Source organism: Rathayibacter sp. VKM Ac-2804, from assembly GCF_009866655.1.
Lineage (GTDB): Bacteria > Actinomycetota > Actinomycetes > Actinomycetales > Microbacteriaceae > Rathayibacter.
Map to the genome: position 1 here is coordinate 2,159,694 of NZ_CP047420.1, position 17,949 is coordinate 2,177,642.

Below are 17,949 nucleotides of genomic sequence, written 5' to 3' on the forward strand. Positions count from 1 at the left end.
AGGGGGGACGAGGCGGGAGATCCCGCCCCGTCGACCCTACTACGCGCTCGCCAGGCCCTCGGCCAGGGCGAGGAGGGCGCGGACCGAGACCCCGGTGGGGCCGGTGCCGGTGAAGCCGTACCCGCCGCCGCCGTTGTTCGCCGGGCCGGCGATGTCGAGGTGCACCCACGGGATGCGCGCCGCGTCCGGGCCCTCGCCGCGGGTTCCGACGAACTCCTGGAGGAAGTGCGCGGCGATCAGCATCCCGCCGGCGGTGTTGCCCGGCTTGATGTTGGCGATGTCGGCGATCTCGGAGTTGAGCAGCGGGCGCAGCTCGGCGGGGAGCGGCATGTGCCAGAAGAGCTCGCCGGTGCTGCGGGCCGAGTCGAGCACCGAGGCGACCAGCTCGTCGTCGCCGAACGCGCCGGCGTAGCGGTTGCCGAGCGCGACCACGGCGGCGCCGGTCAGCGTCGCGACGTCGACGATCGCATCCGGCTGCTCCTCGCTCGCCGCGACGAGGCCGTCGGCCAGCACGAGCCGGCCCTCGGCGTCGGTGTTGAGCACCTCGACGGTCTTGCCACCGCGGATCGTGAGGACGTCGTTCGGGCGGATGGCGGTGCCGGACGGCATGTTCTCGGCGATGCAGAGCCAGGCCGTGACCCGTACGGGCAGACGCAGCTCGGCGACCGCGCGCACGACGGCGTAGACCGTGGCCGCACCGGTCATGTCGTCCTTCATGCCGATCATCGAGGCCGGCGGCTTGAGCGAGAGTCCGCCGCTGTCGAAGGTGATGCCCTTGCCGACCAGCGCGAGGTGCTTCGGCGCCGCCGACTCCACTGTGCCGTCGGGGGAGTGAGCGCCTTCGGGGGAGTAGGCGATCTTGACGAGGCGGGGCGGGCGCGAGGAGCCGCTGCCGACGCCGAGGATTCCGCCGAAGCCGTCCCGCTCCAGCGCCGTCTCGTCCCAGACCGTGACCTCGAGAGGCAGTCCCTCGACGCCCTCCAGCACGGCCTCGGCCAGCGTCTGCGGGTAGAGGTGCGACGGCGGGGCGTTGACCAGGTCCTTCACCGCGGAGACGGCGCGGCCGACGACCAGGGCGCGCTCGAGGACGGCCTCGTCGGCGGAGTCGTCGGTGGTGACGAGGAGCACGCTCTCGACGGGAGCCTTCGCCGACTCGAGGGTGCTGTGACGGAAAGCGGTGTAGCTGTAGGAGCCGAGCGCGGCTCCCTCGGCGACGGCCGCGAGCGCGCCCTCGCCGCCGGTGGGCAGCGCGAGGGCGACCGTGGCGGTGCCGGCGAGGCTGCGGACGGCGAGGCCCGCGGCGGTCCGCAGGACCGTGGCACTCGGCTCCGCCGATCCCAGGCCGACGAGCGCGAGGACGCCCGCGCGGACCGAGGAGGGGACGCGCGTCAGCGATTCCGCGGCGCCGGTGACCCCGAGTGCCGGGAGGGCGGCGACCAGGTCGTCGAAGCCGTCGACGCCGACGAGACGCGGGCCGTCCGGCCCGGGCGCGACGCCGAGGACGAGGGCGCCGGTGTCGAGGTCGGAGACGGGAGCGGTCGTGTACTCGAGAGAGGAGAGGGGCATGAGCGCAATGCTAGGCGCGGCTGCGACGCGGCTCCGTCGCCCCGGCTCGGCTGTTCGCTCAGGGCTCAGCGCCGCCGGGGAGGCGCCGCCGTGGGCCGTCTAGGGTTGATCGCATGCCGGATCCTGCAGACCTGTTCGCGATCGAGGGCGACCTCGCCGACGTCCCGCGGGGCCTCCACCTCGTGGCCGGCCTCACCGGGTTCGCCGACGCGGGCGGCGCCGTCGGGCAGCTCGCCGAGCACCTGCACGGGACGCTCGAGCACCGGACCGTCGTCGAGTTCGACCCGGACCAGCTGCTCGACTACCGTGCGCGCCGGCCGATCATCACCTTCGATCAGGACCACCTCGCCGACTACACGCCGGCGACCCTCCGCCTGTCGCTCGCGCACGACGAGCTGCACCAGCCGTTCCTCCTGCTCACCGGCTTCGAGCCGGACTATCAGTGGGAGCGCTTCACCCGGGCCGTGCTCGAGCTCATCGATCGGCTCGAGGTCGCGAGCACCACCTGGGTGCACGCGATCCCGATGCCCGTCCCGCACACCCGACCGGTCGGCGTGACGGTCAGCGGCAACCGCGAGGACCTCATCGAGGCCATGTCGGTCTGGAAGCCGGTCACCCAGGTGCCCGCGAACGTCCTGCACCTGCTCGAGCTGCGGCTCTACGACCGCGGGCTCCCGGCTGTCGGCTTCGCCCTGCTCATCCCGCACTACCTCTCCGACACCGCCTACCCGCAGGCGGCCGTCGCGGCGCTCGAGAGCATCTCGGCGTCGACCGGGCTGATCTTCCCGACCGACAGCCTGCGGGAGAGCGGTCGCGAGTTCCTCGCGAAGGTTGACGAGCAGGTCGGCGCGAACGAGGAGCTGCAGAAGCTGGTCTCGGCCCTCGAGTCGCGGCACGACACCTACATGGAGGGGACGAGCCTGCGCTCGCCGCTCACCGACGAGGACGGCTTCGTCCCGAGCGCGGACGCGCTCGCGGCCGAGCTGGAGAAGTTCCTGGCGATCAAGCGCCCGGGCGAGGAGCCCACCGCGTCGTAGTCGCGGCGCCCACGGGCGGCGGAGCAGTCGCGACCTGCTTGGTAGTCTCTGCCGAGTGCGATCTCGTCGAGCCTGGTTCGTCTTCAGTGCCGGTGCCTTCGCGTACCTCGTCGCGGTCCTCGACCGGACGACGCTCGGAGTAGCGGGCGTCGACGCGGCGGAGCGCTTCGGCATCTCGGCCGCGATGCTCTCCTCGCTCGCGGTGGTGCAGCTCATCGTCTACGCCGGGATGCAGATCCCGGTCGGCATCCTGATCGACCGCTTCGGCCCCAAGACGCTGATCCTCAGCGGCACCGCGCTGATGATGGTCGGGCAGATCGTCCTGGCCTTCGCGCCGTCCCTCGGCGTCGCGATCGTGGGCCGCATCCTGGTCGGCGCGGGCGACGCCGCGATCTTCACCTCGGTGATCCGCCTGACGGTGACCTGGTTCAGCGGCCCGATCGTGCCGCAGCTGTCGCAGTGGATCGGGAACATCGGCCAGGTCGGCCAGATCCTCTCCGCGCTGCCCTTCGCCGCGATCCTGCACGCCGCGGGCTGGACGCCCGCCTTCCTCTCGGTCGCCGGCATCGGGGCCGTCGCGTTCCTCGGCGTCCTCCTGCTGATCACCGACGTCCCGCCCCGGACCGAGCCGATCGTCCTGGTGCCCCCGACGCTCCGCGCGACCGTCGCGCAGCTGGGCGTGAGCCTGCGCCGGCCGGGGACGCAGCTCGGCTTCTGGTCGCACTTCGTGACGCAGTCCTCCGGCACCGTCTTCACGCTGCTCTGGGGCTACCCCTTCCTCGTCTACGCGATCGGACTCGAGCCGGGGGTCGCCGCTCCGACGCTCACGATCGTCGTGGTCGCCGGCATCGTCGTCGGTCCGATCCTCGGCGTGCTCACCGCCCGCCACCCGATGCGGCGGAGCAACCTCGTGCTCGGCATCGTCTCGGCGATGGCGGTGGCGTGGACCGTCGTCCTGCTCTGGCCGGGCGTCCCGCCGTACTGGCTGGTCGTCCTGCTGCTGATCGTGATCGGCGCCGGCGGCCCGGGATCGATGATCGGCTTCGACTTCGCGCGCACCTTCAACCCCTCGCGGAGCCTTGGGGCCGCCAACGGCGTCGTCAATGTCGGCGGCTTCCTCGCGAGCTTCACGATGATGTTCCTGATGGGCCTGCTGCTCGACTCGCTCGCCGGGCCGGGAGCGGACTCCGCCCAGCTCTACTCGATGGACCACTTCCGGCTCGCCTGGTGCATCCAGTACGTCGTCGTCGGCGCGGGAGTGATCGGGCTGATCACCGCGCGCCGCAGGACCCGGCGCCGGCTCGCCGAGGACGAGGGAATAACGGTGGCCCCTCTGTGGGTTGCATTGAACGACCGTCTCCGTCGTGGCCGCGCAGGACGCTGACCGTCACCACCGCCCTTCCCGGTCCTCCCGCGATGCCCCGCCTGGTCTCGCGTCGGACTCCGCTCGGAGTACCGAACCCCTGAGCGCACGGCCGCACTACTCAGGCGTGCAATAATTGTCAATAGGACCCGTTCGGGTCGAGGAGCACGGCGCCCACGTCGGGCGTGCGATCCCCTCGACTTGACATGGGTCCTCGTAATGCCCACCGACGGACGACGCCTCCCGGCCTCGCCCGCAGCCGGGACGCAACGGATGGAGAGGTGCCGCCATGGCCACCAGAGCTACCAAGACCGCAACGCTCGACGCCGTCGACGACGACGTGACGACGACCAAGAAGCCCGCCGCGCGCAAGCCGGCGGCCAAGACCACGCGCGCCCGCGCCACCACCAAGGCCGCGGCCCCCGCCGCGACCGAGGAGGAGCCCACCGAGCCCGAGGACGTCGACGGCGACGCCGACGCCGAGGAGGAGACCGTGGTCGTGGTCGAGGAGACCGAGACCGAGGTCAAGGACGACGCCGAGACGCCCGTCGTCGCGGCCGCCGCTCCGGCCGAGCCGCTGCCCAGCGGCGCGCTCGTCCTCTCCTTCGGCGGAGACGACGACGAGGTCCCCGTCTACTCGACGGCGATCACCGGCGCCACCGCCGACCCCGTGAAGGACTACCTCAAGCAGATCGGCAAGGTCGCGCTCCTGAACGCGGCCGAGGAGGTCGAGCTCGCGATGCGCATCGAGGCGGGCCTCTTCGCCGAGGACAAGCTCGCGAACTCGAGCGACCTCAGCCCCGAGCTCGTCCGCGAGCTGCGCTGGGTCGCGAAGGACGGGCAGCGGGCCAAGAGCCACCTGCTCGGCGCGAACCTCCGCCTCGTGGTCAGCCTCGCCAAGCGCTACACCGGCCGCGGCATGCAGTTCCTGGACCTGATCCAGGAGGGCAACCTCGGTCTGATCCGCGCGGTCGAGAAGTTCGACTACACCAAGGGCTTCAAGTTCTCGACGTACGCGACGTGGTGGATCCGCCAGGCGATCACCCGCGCGATGGCCGACCAGGCCCGCACCATCCGCATCCCGGTGCACATGGTCGAGGTCATCAACAAGCTCGCCCGCGTCCAGCGCCAGATGCTGCAGGACCTGGGCCGCGAGCCCACGCCCGAGGAGCTCTCCCGCGAGCTCGACATGACCCCCGAGAAGGTCATCGAGGTGCAGAAGTACGGACGCGAGCCGATCTCGCTGCACACCCCCCTGGGCGAGGACGGCGACAGCGAGTTCGGCGACCTCATCGAGGACACCGAGGCGGTCGTGCCGGCCGACGCGGTGGGCTTCACGATGCTGCAGAAGCAGCTCGAGTCGCTCCTCGACTCCCTGTCGGAGCGCGAGGCCGGCGTGATCCGCATGCGCTTCGGCCTGGGCGACGGCATGCCCAAGACGCTCGACCAGATCGGCGACACCTTCGGTGTCACGCGCGAGCGCATCCGCCAGATCGAGTCCAAGACGATGGCCAAGCTCCGCCACCCGTCCCGCTCGCAGTCGCTCCGCGACTACCTCGAGTAGACCGGTGATCCGCTACGCACCGGCGGTCCTCCTCGGGAGGGCCGCCCGGTTCGCAGCGCGCGTCCGCAAGCCCGGCGGAGGCTCCGCCGTGCCCGGACTCGTCGTGAACCGCCTCGCGCCGGGCTTCCTCCCGGCCGTGCTCGACGGCTTCACCGACGGCCTCGTCGTCGTCACCGGCTCGGCCGGGAAGTCGACGACGACCAAGATGCTGGTCGCCGTCCTGCGCGCCCACGGGCTGCGCGTCTTCACCAACCCCTCGACCGCGAACATCGCGCAGGGGCTCACCTCGGCGCTGCTCGAGCGCGCCGACCTCCGCGGGCGGATCGACGCGGACATCGCCGTCCTCGAGATGGACGAGGGCCACGGAGCTCGCCTGGCGCCCCGGATGAGCCCGCGCGTCGTACTGCTCACCAACGTCGTCGTCGACCAGATCGACCGCTTCTTCGACCCGGCCATGGTCGCGCGGATGCTGGCCACCATCGCGAGCCGCGCCACGGGCCCGGTGGTCCTCAACGCCGACGACCGCCACGTCGCCGACGTCGCCGTCTCCCTCCCGGTGGACCGGGTCCGCTGGTACGGCGTCTCCCCGTCCGTGCGCGAGGCCGCCGTCGGCGGACTCGGCTACGCGGCCGACGCCGAGGGCCCGGACGGGCGCGCCACCACCGTCGTCGAGACGACCAGCGGAGCCGCTGCGACGATCAGCAGCGACGGCGACGTCCTCGACGTCCGCCTCCCCGCGCGCGGCGTGCACTACGCGGTCGACGCCGCCTCGGCGGTCTCCGCCGCCCGCGCCGTGCTCGGCACCCGCTTCGACGCGCACACGACCGCCTCCGCGCTCTCCTCGATCGACCCTGTCTTCGGGCGCGGCGAGATCGTGACGGTCCGCGGCCAGGAGGTCGAGTTCGTCCTGGTGCAGAACCCGGCGAGCTACCGCCTGAACATCGCGGAGATCCCCGAGGGCACGGAGCAGATCATGCTCGCCATCGGCTCGGACGTCCGCGATCCGTCCTACTTCTGGCCGGTCGACACCGCCCGCCTCGGGCGGGTCCGCGTCGTCTCCGGCTCGAAGGCGCACGAGGCCGCGCTGCAGCTGCGCTACGACGGAGTCGCGATCGACGCCGTCGACGACGACCTCGGCCGGGCGCTCGACACCTTCCTCGCGCTGCCGGCTCCGAGCCACGGGCGGAAGACGATCGTCTTCTCCGCCGACTCGATGCGGCGCACCCGCGCCCACCTCCAGCTCGCCTCCAACCGCGAGGAGACCGCGTGACCACCCTGCTGATCGGCGTGCTCGCCCCCGACGTCCTGGACAGCAACGGCGACGCGGCCAACGCGCGCGTCCTCGCCGCGCGCGCCGGGTGGGCGGGCCTGGACGTCCGTGTGGTCCCGCTCATCGGGCAGGACGACTTCTCCGACCGCCCGGACGTGCTGGTGGCCGGCACGGGAGCGGACGAGGATCTGCCCGCCGTGCTCGAGCTCCTGCGCTCCGTGCGCGAGACGATCCACCGCTGGGTGGCGGAGGGTACCGAGGTCGTCGCGGTCGGAGCGGGGTGGGAGCTGCTCGCCGAGTCGTTCGCGACGCCGAGCGCCGTCGTCGAGGGCATCGGGGTCTTCCCGGGCCGCGCGGTGGCGACCGAGCGCACCACGGACGATCTGGTCGTCGAGTCGAGCGCAGGTGTCCTCGTCGGCTTCGAGAACCATGCGCGGCGCTTCGAGGGCATCGATCGCTCGCGCGTCCTCGGGCTCGTGCTGCACGGGTCGGGCGACGGCGGGGGAGCGGAGGGCTACTCGCACGGCTCTCTGCTCGGCACCCACCTGCACGGTCCGGTGCTGGCGAAGAACCCCGCCCTCGCGGACGCGATCCTGAGCCGGGTGGCCGGGCGGCACGGCCTGGTCTACTCGACGCGGGACGAGCGGATCCGACTGGCGGACGAGACAGCTCGAGCCGCCCGCGAAGTGATCGCGAAGCGGCTCGGAGTCGGCCGGTAGGGAGTCCCGCTCCCCACCGACGAGGTGGGCGGGCTGACTAGGGGCGCTGCTCCTCGAAGAGGCGCGCCGACTCGTCGTGCCAGCTCTGGGCGATGCTGGAGAGCTTCTCCTGGTACTTCTTGCCGTGGTGCGCGCAGAACAGAAGCTCTCCGCTGTTCACGACGACACGGATGTAGGCCTGGGCTCCGCAGCTGTCGCAGCGGTCTGCCGCGGAGAGCTGCTGCGATCCAGCGAGCTCGTCCACGCCGTTCTGGGTTGCTGTGGTCGACATGACGTGGCCTCCTGCGCTCGGGTCTTCGACTTCGGTGGACTCGGCCTCTCGGCTCCGTCCTTCCCTTGGTCCAACCATCAAAGCACGCGGATGTTTCCCGGCAGAGTCGATCCCGTGGCATTTCGCTCTGCGCGTAGGTCCTCGGGATCACTTCCCAGGCGGATCCGGGTGCGGCAGCGGTCCGGGGCGCCTCGGCGGGGGTGTCGGCCCTCGAACCTAGACTGAACGGATGGCCTCCACCGACTACTCCGCACGGCACCTCTCCGTCCTCGAGGGCCTCGAGGCGGTGCGCAAGCGCCCCGGCATGTACATCGGCTCCACGGACTCCCGCGGCCTGATGCACTGCCTCTGGGAGGTCATCGACAACTCGGTCGACGAGGCCCTCGCCGGGCACGGCACCGAGATCAGCGTGGTGCTGCACAAGGACGACAGCGTGGAGGTCCGCGACCGCGCCCGCGGCATCCCGGTCGACATCGAGCCCAAGACGGGGCTCACCGGCGTCGAGGTCGTCTTCACCAAGCTGCACGCCGGCGGCAAGTTCGGCTCCGGCTCGTACGCCGCCTCCGGGGGACTGCACGGCGTGGGCGCGTCCGTGGTGAACGCGCTGTCCGAGCGGCTCGACGTCGAGGTCGACCGCGACGGCCGCACCTACCGGATGTCCTTCCACCGCGGCGAGCCCGGCCGCTTCGCGGACTCGGGCGAGCCGACCCCGGACGCCCCGTTCTCGCCGTTCGAGAACGGCTCCGAGCTGGAGATCGTCGGCAAGGTGAAGAAGGGCGTCACCGGGACGCGGGTCCGCTACTGGGCCGACCGGCAGATCTTCACGAAGGGCGCCGCCTTCCAGACCGACGACCTCGTCACCCGCGCCCGGCAGACCGCCTTCCTGGTGCCGGGGCTCACGATCGACATCGTCGACGACCGCGAGGAGGAGCGCCGCGCCGAGATGTTCCGCTACGACGGCGGCATCTCGGAGTTCGTCGAGTTCCTCGCTCCGGACGCGGCGGTCACCGACGTGCTGCGGCTCTCCGGCAGCGGCACCTTCACCGAGACCGTGCCGGTGCTCACCCCCGGCGGCGCGATGGTGCCGACCGAGGTCGAGCGGACCTGCGAGGTCGACATCGCGCTGCGCTGGGGCACCGGCTACGAGACCGTGCTGCGCAGCTTCGTCAACATCATCTCGACACCCAAGGGCGGCACGCACCAGACCGGCTTCGAGCAGGGCCTCCTGAAGCTCCTCCGCGCCCAGGTCGAGGCGAACGCCCGGAAGCTCAAGGCGGGCTCCGACAAGCTGGAGAAGGACGACGCTCTCGCGGGGCTCACCGCGGTGCTGACCGTGCGCCTGCCCGAGCCGCAGTTCGAGGGACAGACGAAGGAGATCCTCGGCACGCCGGCCGTCCGCGCGATCGTCGCGCAGACGATCACCTCGACCCTCGGCGCCGTGTTCGCCTCGACGAAGCGCGAGGACAAGGCGCAGATGTCGCAGCTGCTCGAGAAGCTCGTCGCCGAGATGAAGTCCCGGATCTCGGCCCGCGCGCACAAGGAGACGCAGCGGCGGAAGAACGCGCTCGAGTCCTCGTCCCTGCCGGCCAAGCTCGTCGACTGCCGCAGCAACGACGTCGAGAACAGCGAGCTCTTCATCGTCGAGGGCGACTCGGCGCTGGGCACCGCGAAGCTGGCCCGCAACAGCGAGTACCAGGCGCTGCTGCCGATCCGCGGCAAGATCCTCAACGTGCAGAAGGCGAGCATCGCCGACATGCTCTCGAACACCGAGTGCGCCTCGATGATCCAGGTGATCGGGGCGGGGTCGGGCCGCTCCTTCGAGCTGCCCGCCGCGCGCTACGGGAAGATCATCCTGATGAGCGACGCCGACGTCGACGGCGCGCACATCCGCACGCTGCTGCTCACCCTGTTCTTCCGCTACATGCGGCCGCTGGTCGAGGCCGGCCGGGTGTTCGCCGCAGTCCCGCCGCTGCACCGGGTCGTGGTGATGAACTCGGGCAGGAAGCCGAACGAGACGATCTACACCTACTCCGAGAAGGAGCTGCAGGGCGTCCTCGCCGGGCTGTCGAAGGCGAACCGGCGCTACCAGGACCCGATCCAGCGCTACAAGGGCCTCGGCGAGATGGACGCCGACCAGCTCGCGCTGACCACGATGGACCGCTCGCGGCGGACGCTGCGCCGGGTGAAGGTCTCGGACGCCGAGAACGCGGGCCGGGTCTTCGAGCTGCTGATGGGCAACGAGGTGGCGCCGCGCAAGGAGTTCATCGTCCGCGGCTCCGAGACGCTCTCGCGCGACCGCATCGACGTCTGAGGGTCGTCCCGCGCCGCGGTGGCGCGGGACGACGGCCTAGAACTGCTCGGGAGCCGCGCCGATGCTCGCGACCGGAGCGGCGAGGGCGACGCCGGAGCCGTCGCGCTTCATCCCGGAGTCGGGGAGCGCCGCGACGCTGCCGTCGGCCTCGAGCGCGTGCGCCGGGCCGGGGCCGACCCAGGCGACGCCGAGGGCGGTCTCGCCCTTGAGGAAGCGCTGCGCGCGGACGCCGCCGGTCGCGCGGCCCTTGGGCGGGAACTCCGAGAACGCCGACACCTTGGCGCTGCCGGTGTCGGTCCCGGTGAGGGCCCAGCTGTCGACGGCGACGGTCGCGACGACCGTCTCGTCGCGCTCGGACTCGGGCACGACCGCGAACGAGACGACCTCGTCGGTCTCGCTGATCTTGACGCCGGCCATGCCCGCCGCGGTCCGGCCCTGCGGTCGGACGGCCGACGCGGAGAAGCGCAGCAGCTGGGCCTCGCCGGTGACGAAGACGAGCTCGTCCTCGTCGGCCGACGGCGCGGCGCCGACGACCGCGTCCTTCGGCCGCAGCGCGATCAGCTCGATGTCCGGCCGGTTCGGCAGGTCGCCGGGGGCGACGCGCTTGACCGTGCCCTGCAGGGTTCCCAGGGCGATCGGGCGGGGGTCGTCGAGGGCGACCAGGGCGAGGACGCGCTCGTCCTTCGCGAGGTGGCTGAGGTAGTCGCTCATCCGGACACCCGCGCCGAGCTGCACGGAGGAGGACGGGACGGCGGGCACGTCGACGGGGGAGAAGCGCAGCAGGCGGCCGGCGGTCGTCACCGCGCCGATCTCGGCGCGCGTGGTGGTGTCGATGGTGCTGAGGACCGCGTCGTGCTTGCTGCGCCGGGTCGCGCGCTCGGGGTGCGGCGCCGCGTCCGGGTCGCGGTCGATGCGGACCATCCGACCGGTGGTGCTCAGCAGCACCCGGCAGGGCAGGTCGGCGATCTCGAGCACGGCGGCGGCCTTCCGGCCGGTCGTGGCGACGGAGGGGCGCGCCTCGGTGAGCAGGGTGCGCCGTGGCGTGCCGAGGCGCTGCGCGACCTCGTCGAGCTCGTCGGAGACCAGCGCCTCCAGGCGGCTGCGACTGGCCAGCAGCTCCTCGAGCTCGGCGATCTCGGCGAGCAGCGTGTCGCGCTCGGTCTCGAGCTCGATGCGGGAGAACCTCGTCAGGCGGCGCAGCTGCAGCTCGAGGATGTACTCGGCCTGGATCGTGCTGAGGTCGAAGACCTCGATCAGCCGGGCCCGGGCGGCCGCGGTGTCGTCGCTCGCGCGGATCAGCTGGATGACCTCGTCGATGTCGAGGATCGCGATCAGCAGGCCCTCGACCAGGTGCAGCCGCTCCTGGCGCTTCCGGAGGCGGTAGCGGGAGCGGCGGGTCACCACGGTCAGGCGGTGGCCGACGTAGACCTGCAGCAGCTCCTTGAGGCCGAGCGTGCGGGGCTGGCCGTCGACCAGCGCGACGTTGTTGATCGAGAAGGCGTCCTCGAGCGGCGTGTAGCGGTACAGCTGCTCGAGCACCGCCTCGGGGCTGAAGCCGGTCTTGATCCCGATCACGAGGCGCAGGCCGTTGTCGCGGTCGGTGAGATCGGTGACGTCGGCGATCCCGCTGAGCTTCTTGTTCTGGACGCCGTCCTTGATCTTGTCGATGACCTTCTCGGCGCCGACGAGATAGGGCAGCTCGGTGACGACGAGGCCGGACTTGCGAGCGGTGATGCTCTCGACCGACACGCGCGCGCGGGTCTTGAAGCTGCCGCGGCCGGTCGCGTAGGCGTCGCGGACGCCGGCGAGCCCGACGATCGTGCCGCCGCTCGGGAAGTCGGGGCCGGGGACGAAGGACATCAGGTCGTCCAGGGAGGCGTCGGGGTGCGCGATCAGGTGCCGCGCCGCTCCGATGACCTCGATCAGGTTGTGCGGGGCCATGTTGGTGGCCATGCCGACCGCGATGCCGCTCGCGCCGTTGACGAGGAGGTTCGGGAACGCCGCCGGGAGCACCTCGGGCTGGTCGTGCGAGTTGTCGTAGTTGGGGACGAAGTCGACGACGTCCTCGTCGAGGTGCTCCGTCATCGCCGTCGCGGCGGCGGCGAGGCGGGCCTCGGTGTAGCGGGCGGCGGCGGGGCCGTCGTCGAGCGAGCCGAAGTTGCCGTGGCCGTCGACGAGCGGGACCCGGAGCGTGAACGGCTGCGCGAGGCGCACGAGGGAGTCGTAGATGGAGGCGTCGCCGTGCGGGTGCAGCTTGCCCATCACCTCGCCGACGACGCGGGCCGACTTCACGTGACCGCGGTCGGGGCGCAGGCCCATCTCGCTCATCATGTAGAGGATGCGGCGCTGCACGGGCTTCAGGCCGTCGCGGGCGTCGGGCAGGGCGCGGGAGTAGATGACCGAGTAGGCGTACTCGAGGAACGACCCCTCCATCTCGGCCGAGACGTCGACGTCCTCGATGCGCTCGGTCAGGGAGGATCCGGAGGGAGGGGGTGCAGCGTTCATGTCTCACTTCGGTAGCGGGCGCAGGCACGGCGGGGCACGCTCCGCGGAAGGGCGCAGCGTGCGAAACTGGGCGCGATGACCCCCATGCTACCGGCCGTCCCCGCCGGGCGGCGGAGCCTCGCCGACGTCCTCCCCGGCGCTCTCGACGCCCTCCTCGGCCGCCCGGGAACGTTCGGCTCGCCGCGCGTCGAGCGGATCGTCGTCGTCCTGGTCGACGGCCTCGGAGCGGCCAACCTGCGCCAGCGCGCCGGGCACGCCCGCACGCTTGCACCCGCCCTCACGAAGGCCACGACCCTCGTCTCCGGCTTCCCGACGACGACCGCGGCGGCCCTCGCGAGCCTCACCACCGGCCGGCGGCCCGGGGAGCACGGGATGGTCGGCTACCGCGTGCTCGACCGCGAGCACGACCGCCTGGTGAACCAGCTGTCCGGCTGGGACGAGCGGATGGTCCCGGAGCAGTGGCAGCCGCACCCCACCGTCTTCGAGCGCGCCGTCGAGGCGGGCGTCGCGGCGAGCGTCATCGGCGCCGCCCGGTACGCGCACTCGGGGCTCACCCGGGCGATCCTGCGCGGCGCCGAGTACCGGGTCGCCGGGGGAGTCGCCGAGCGCTTCGCCGCGGCGCGCGGCCTGCTCGACCGGGGCGGCCGGCAGCTGGTCTACCTCTACGTCCCCGAGCTCGACATGACGGCGCACGCGCGCGGCTGGGAGTCGCCGGAGTGGACGTCGGCGCTGGAGTCGCTCGACGGCGAGGTCGCGGCTTTCGTCCGAGGGCTCTCCGGACGCGAGGGCGTGCTCGTCACCGCCGACCACGGCGTGCTCGACGTCCCCGCTTCGTCGCACGTCCTGGTGCGCGACCCCGCTCTGCTCGAGGGCGTGCGCCACCTGGCCGGCGAGCCGCGCTGCCTGCAGCTGCACCTCGAGCCCGGCGTCGAGCCCGCGGCGGTCGCGGCGCGCTGGGCCGAGGCGGAGGGATCCCGGGCCTGGATCGCGACGCGCGACGAGGTCGCCGCGAGCGGCTGGTTCGGCGAGATCGGCGCCCCGGCGGCCGAGCGGATGGGCGACGTGTTCGTCGCCGCGCGCAAGGCGATCGCCTACTACTCGGCCGAGGACGCCGCCGGCCGGTCGATGATCGGCCAGCACGGGTCGCTCACGCCCGAGGAGACCCAGGTGCCGCTGCTCGGCTTCGGCGCGCTCTCCGGGATCTGACGCCGGGGAGCGCCGGCCGGATGTCAGTCGTCGCTGCGGGCTCCGAAGACGATCTCGTCCCAGCTGGGGATGGCCGCGCGGCCGCGGCGGATCGAGGTCCGTCCGCCTGCCGCGGGGTGCTCGGCGGCCGGTGCCGCGGGGCGCTCGGGCTCGGGAGCCTTCGGGGCGACGACCGCGGGCGCCTCCGGCTGCGGCTCCTCGCGGACCCGCGCCGAGGAGGCGTGGTCGCGCTCGCCGCGGCGGCGGCGGAGTGCGTCGAGCAGGTCGGCCGTGTCGTTGAGGTTGCGCTCGCGCTGCTCGGTCGTGCTGGTCACCGGGCGGGGGAGCGTGGAGACCGGGCGCGGGGTGTCGGAGAGCGCCGGCTGGGGCTCGGTGTCGGACGGGCGGGAGGCGGCGGGTCGCGAGTGGGGGAGGCGCGAGGGCCCCTGGCGCTCGGAGCCGGAACGCTCGGAGCCGGAGCGGTCGGAGCCCTGGCGCTCCGCGCGCGACGGCTCCTCCGCGGGCTTCGCGAACGCGTCGGTGTCGAAGCGGGTGGCGAGCTCGTCGACGGCGGCGGGGATGACGGCGCGCAGGCGCGGGATCAGCGTCGGCCGGATCTCGCCCTGCTGCGAGAGCGTGGTCGCCTCGGCGGTGAGGGGGGAGAGGAGCGCCTTCTTGGGGTCGAAGCGCCAGCGGGCGTCGTGGTCGATCTCGTCGGAGCGGAAGAGCAGCTTGACGACCCAGCCCTCCTCCTCCTTCCAGCTCGACCACTGCTCGCCCTCGGCGCCGAGGGCGCCCAGGCGCTCGCGGATGACGTCGCCGAAGGGCGTGCCCTCCTCGAGCGGGTCGGGATCGGCGCTCGTGTAGACGCGGACGGCGAGGGCGGAGGCGACGATGTGCTCGCGCTCGGCCGTGACCGGGCCCTCGAAGCGGGCGACGTAGTCGAGGTCGGCACCGGTGAGCTCGGCGACCTCCTCGGCGGAGAGGCCGGCACGGATGTGCGCCTGGATCTCGCGGGGCGACACGCGCTTCTCCCGCGGCGGCAGCGAGTGCACGCGCGGGCGCAGCTGGCTCTGCAGCGTCTCGTCGATGCGGACGGAGAACCGCTCCCCGCCGTCCGAGACGAGGACGAGCGATCCGCTCTCGACGCCGATCACCTTCAGTTCCATCATCGTGCTGGACCTCCTTCTGGCCGCGGACGAGCCCGTGCCTGCCGCGAACCGGCTCAGGATCGCACGCGAACGGGCCGTTCCCCGGGAATACCGCGGGCGGGTCGAAAGTTGGTGCGGAAGAGGGCGCGGCAGCGGCTGTCAAGACGCGTTCGAAGCGGTTTGCGCATCGATACTTCTTGATGCACACTGTCCCCGCCGATTTGTTGAACGACTGAATTTAAGAAGTGGATGGGAATGGCTACGGACTACGACGCCCCCCGCAAGACCGATGACGACTCCGAGTCGATCGAGGCCCTGAAGGAGCGAGTCCCCGACAAGATGTCCGGTGTCGTCGACGTCGATGACGCCGACAACCCGGGCGGATTCGAACTGCCCGGTGCCGATCTGTCCGACCTCGATCTGGACGTCGTGGTCCTTCCGCCGCAGGCGGACGAGTTCACGTGCGTCAGCTGCTTCCTGGTGAAGCACCGCTCGCAGATCGACCACGAGGAGAAGCTCGGCCCGATCTGCCTGGAGTGCGCCGCCTAGGCCTCTTCCGGCTCCGAAAGACCAGCGCCCCGTCGCCGTGATCCCTCCTGGATCGCGGCGACGACGTCGTTGGGGCGCCTGCTCGACAGCAGCCAGTACGGCGTCGGGTCGGCGGGGTCCTCGATCGGGACCCGGACGACGTCGCGCACCCAGCCGCGGATGACGAGGAACGCCCTGGCGTCCAGTCGCGGTCCGCGCTGAGCGAACGCCCGCTCGCCGGTGTAGGCGACCGGATCGCCCACCAGCTCGAGCGGGATGTGCGCCCGGCCCGCCCACAGCTCGCCGTCGACGACCTCGAGGGTCGGCGACGTCGCCAGCAGCGTCGCCACGGTGCCGCCGTAGAGCACCAGCGCGACGACCACGCCTGCGAACAGGTCGATCGGCGCGAAGACCAGGATGCTGGCGGGGATCACGAGGGCGGTGGAGACGAAGAGCCAGGGCGCGGGCCACAGCCTCTCTCGGTAGGACGGCATGTCCCTATTGCATCAGACGATTGGTCTACCCTCGTCACGTGAACGAAACCGTCGACGTCCCGATCCGCGCGGACGAGGTCCCGTTCTACGCCCACCCCGGCGACGCCGGAGCCGATCTGCGCTCCACGGAGGAGCTCGTGCTCGCTCCCGGCGAGCGGGCCAGCGTCGGCACCGGGGTCTCGATCGCCCTGCCGGACGGCCACGTCGGCTTCGTCGTGCCGCGCAGCGGACTCGCCTTCAAGCACGGCCTCACCATCGTGAACGCCCCCGGCACCATCGACGCCGGCTACCGCGGCGAGATCCGCGTGGCGCTCCTGAACACCGACGCCCGCGAGCCGTATCGCATCGTCGCCGGCGACCGGATCGCGCAGCTCGTGATCCTGCCCGTCGTCCGGGCCCGCTTCACCGCTGTCGAGGAGCTCCCGGAGTCCGTCCGCGGCACCGGCGGCTTCGGCTCGACCGGCTACGCCACCGCAGCATCGGCACCGGACGCGTCCGGCGCAGCAGACGTCCGCACCAACGAGGAGAACGCATGAGCGACATCCAGCCCGCCGGCACCGACGACGCGGCCGTCGAGACCGCCGCGCAGGACTTCGAGAAGTCCGCGCCCGCGGACCGCGCGGAGGCCGGCCCGCTCGACGAGCGCGAGGCCAACCCGGTCCGCCCCTACATCGATCTCGGCGGGGTGAAGGTGCTGCCCCGCGAGGGCATGCACATCCGCCTCGAGGTCGAGGAGGCGACGAAGCGCGTCATCGCCGTGGGCCTCGACTTCGCCGGCTCGACTCTGCAGGTGCAGCCGTTCGCCGCGCCGCGCTCCTCGGGCCTGTGGCACGAGATACGCGGGCAGATCGCCGAGCAGATCGGCCGCCAGGGCGGCAGCACCGAGGAGCGCGAGGGCGTCTTCGGCCCCGAGATCGTGGCGCAGCTCCCGCTCGCCGGCGGCGGCGTGCGCGTCGCCCGCTTCGTCGGCGTCGACGGACCGCGCTGGTTCCTCCGCGGCGTCATCGCCGGTGCGGGCGCGACCGACGAGCAGGCCGCGGCCGCCGTCGAGGACCTCTTCCGCAGTGTCGTCGTGGTCCGCGGCTCCGGCCCGATGCCCCCGCGCGACCTGATCCCGCTCAAGATGCCGGACAGCGGCCAGACCCAGCAGAGCGCGAGCTGAGCGGGATGAGTCCCGAGGGCGACCCGCAGGCGGAGCGCGCCGATCAGCCCGAGCGCGCTGTCCAGCCGGAGGTCGGCGAGGCGATCGCGAAGGCCGCCCGCCGCTCCGGACTCGGCGTGGTCGCCGACGGCGAGCCCTTCGACGGCCGCGCGCTGCTCGGCTCGATGGGCGGCGTCCGCGGGATCCTCGAGGCCGTCGTGCCCGGCGTCGCCTTCGTCCTCCTCTTCACGATCACCGGCGAGCTCGTGCTCTCGCTCGTCGCCTCCGTCGGGATGGCCGTGCTGTTCACGGTCGCGCGGATCCTCGGGCGCACCCCCGTCATCCAGGCGGTGGGCGGTCTGCTCGGCGTCGTGGTCTCGGCCGCGCTCGCGCTGATCACCGGCCGCGCGGTCGACAACTTCGTGCCCGGCCTGATCACCAACCTCGCCTACGGGCTCGTCTTCCTCGTCTCGGTGCTCGCGCGCTGGCCCCTGATCGGCGTCGCGGCCGGCTACCTGATGGGCGACGGCACGGCCTGGCGGGACGACCGGCGCAAGCGCCGGCTCTTCTCCCTGCTCACCCTCGCCTGGGCGGCCCTCTTCTTCCTGCGGCTCGCGGTGCAGTACCCGCTCTTCCTCGCGGGGGACGCGACGGCGCTGGGCACCTGGAAGCTCGTGCTCGGCCTGCCGCTCTACGCACCGCTGCTGGTGCTCACCGTCCTGGCCGTGCGCGCCGAGTACCGGGGTGCGGCGGAGCGGGACGAGGCGGCTCCGCCCGCCGAACGCGCGTAGAGTTGTCTCGACGTCAAGATAAATAGTTAGGTCCTCCTTGGTGGCGGGGCGCT

The 17,949-nt window shown here is 72.3% G+C and carries 16 protein-coding genes; 11 read left to right on the top strand and 5 right to left on the bottom strand.

All coding sequences use genetic code 11. The features are described 5' to 3' along the window. Nucleotides 1-39 precede the first annotated feature (39 nt). Nucleotides 40-1,566: a leucyl aminopeptidase gene (locus GTU73_RS10200; RefSeq protein ID WP_160089139.1), complete on the bottom strand. Its 1,527-nt coding sequence runs from the start codon at nucleotides 1,564-1,566 to the stop codon at nucleotides 40-42. A 113-nt stretch (nucleotides 1,567-1,679) separates the two neighbouring features. On the opposite strand from GTU73_RS10200, the gene GTU73_RS10205 reads away from it, so the two are divergent. The 5 genes from GTU73_RS10205 (at nucleotide 1,680) to GTU73_RS10225 (ending at nucleotide 7,519) form a co-directional block, all read left to right on the top strand. Beyond that, nucleotides 1,680-2,603, top strand: coding sequence for a PAC2 family protein (locus GTU73_RS10205; RefSeq protein WP_160089141.1), 924 nt, complete (start codon nucleotides 1,680-1,682; stop codon nucleotides 2,601-2,603). A 55-nt stretch (nucleotides 2,604-2,658) separates the two neighbouring features. Further along, the gene (locus GTU73_RS10210) at nucleotides 2,659-3,987 is read left to right on the top strand and encodes an MFS transporter (RefSeq protein WP_160089143.1); all 1,329 of its coding nucleotides are present in this window, start codon (nucleotides 2,659-2,661) and stop codon (nucleotides 3,985-3,987) included. A gap of 268 nt (nucleotides 3,988-4,255) precedes the next feature. Continuing rightward, a complete protein-coding gene (locus GTU73_RS10215) occupies nucleotides 4,256-5,530 on the top strand; it encodes an RNA polymerase sigma factor (protein WP_160089145.1) in 1,275 nt (424 codons plus the stop codon). A gap of 4 nt (nucleotides 5,531-5,534) precedes the next feature. After that, nucleotides 5,535-6,800, top strand: coding sequence for a Mur ligase family protein (locus tag GTU73_RS10220; RefSeq protein ID WP_160089147.1), 1,266 nt, complete (start codon nucleotides 5,535-5,537; stop codon nucleotides 6,798-6,800). Further along, on the top strand, nucleotides 6,797-7,519 hold the full coding sequence (locus GTU73_RS10225) for a hypothetical protein (RefSeq protein ID WP_160089149.1): 723 nt from the start codon (nucleotides 6,797-6,799) through the stop codon (nucleotides 7,517-7,519). Before GTU73_RS10220 ends, GTU73_RS10225 begins: the two co-directional genes overlap by 4 nt. 37 nt (nucleotides 7,520-7,556) lie before the next feature. Here the strand turns inward: GTU73_RS10225 and GTU73_RS10230 are convergent, their stop codons facing one another. Beyond that, nucleotides 7,557-7,790 carry a hypothetical protein gene (locus tag GTU73_RS10230; protein ID WP_123445851.1) on the bottom strand — a complete coding sequence of 78 codons (234 nt, stop codon included), beginning with the start codon at nucleotides 7,788-7,790 and terminating at the stop codon, nucleotides 7,557-7,559. Between the two features lie 229 nt (nucleotides 7,791-8,019). Here GTU73_RS10230 and GTU73_RS10235 point away from each other — a divergent pair, with 229 nt between their 5' ends. Then, nucleotides 8,020-10,101, top strand: a complete 2,082-nt coding sequence (locus GTU73_RS10235) for a DNA topoisomerase IV subunit B (RefSeq protein ID WP_160089151.1) — start codon at nucleotides 8,020-8,022, stop codon at nucleotides 10,099-10,101. A gap of 36 nt (nucleotides 10,102-10,137) precedes the next feature. Here GTU73_RS10235 and GTU73_RS10240 read toward each other — a convergent pair whose 3' ends face one another. After that, nucleotides 10,138-12,606 (bottom strand): DNA topoisomerase (ATP-hydrolyzing), encoded by a 2,469-nt coding sequence (locus GTU73_RS10240; protein ID WP_160089153.1) that lies wholly within the window; start codon nucleotides 12,604-12,606, stop codon nucleotides 10,138-10,140. A 75-nt stretch (nucleotides 12,607-12,681) separates the two neighbouring features. Here GTU73_RS10240 and GTU73_RS10245 point away from each other — a divergent pair, with 75 nt between their 5' ends. Then, nucleotides 12,682-13,812, top strand: coding sequence for a nucleotide pyrophosphatase/phosphodiesterase family protein (locus GTU73_RS10245; protein ID WP_208543654.1), 1,131 nt, complete (start codon nucleotides 12,682-12,684; stop codon nucleotides 13,810-13,812). 23 nt (nucleotides 13,813-13,835) lie between these two features. Here GTU73_RS10245 and sepH read toward each other — a convergent pair whose 3' ends face one another. Next, complete coding sequence (gene sepH, locus GTU73_RS10250; RefSeq protein ID WP_160089155.1) at nucleotides 13,836-14,963, bottom strand: septation protein SepH; 1,128 nt, start codon at nucleotides 14,961-14,963, stop codon at nucleotides 13,836-13,838. Nucleotides 14,964-15,197: 234 nt separating this feature from the next. On the opposite strand from sepH, the gene GTU73_RS10255 reads away from it, so the two are divergent. Then, a complete protein-coding gene (locus tag GTU73_RS10255) occupies nucleotides 15,198-15,491 on the top strand; it encodes a DUF4193 domain-containing protein (protein ID WP_055792269.1) in 294 nt (97 codons plus the stop codon). On the opposite strand, the gene GTU73_RS10260 is transcribed toward GTU73_RS10255, so the two are convergent. After that, nucleotides 15,488-15,964: a DUF3093 domain-containing protein gene (locus GTU73_RS10260; RefSeq protein ID WP_160089157.1), complete on the bottom strand. Its 477-nt coding sequence runs from the start codon at nucleotides 15,962-15,964 to the stop codon at nucleotides 15,488-15,490. The genes GTU73_RS10255 and GTU73_RS10260 overlap by 4 nt on opposite strands. Before the next feature lie 38 nt (nucleotides 15,965-16,002). Between GTU73_RS10260 and dut the strand changes: the two genes are divergently transcribed. The 3 genes from dut to GTU73_RS10275 are packed head-to-tail and all read left to right on the top strand — an operon-like array spanning nucleotide 16,003 to nucleotide 17,896. Then, nucleotides 16,003-16,500, top strand: coding sequence for a dUTP diphosphatase (gene dut, locus GTU73_RS10265; RefSeq protein ID WP_160089159.1), 498 nt, complete (start codon nucleotides 16,003-16,005; stop codon nucleotides 16,498-16,500). Beyond that, nucleotides 16,497-17,126 (top strand): DUF3710 domain-containing protein, encoded by a 630-nt coding sequence (locus tag GTU73_RS10270; RefSeq protein ID WP_160089161.1) that lies wholly within the window; start codon nucleotides 16,497-16,499, stop codon nucleotides 17,124-17,126. Before dut ends, GTU73_RS10270 begins: the two co-directional genes overlap by 4 nt. 5 nt (nucleotides 17,127-17,131) lie before the next feature. Next, entirely contained in the window at nucleotides 17,132-17,896 is a 765-nt protein-coding gene (locus tag GTU73_RS10275; protein WP_160089163.1) for a DUF3159 domain-containing protein, read from the top strand. Nucleotides 17,897-17,949 lie beyond the last annotated feature (53 nt).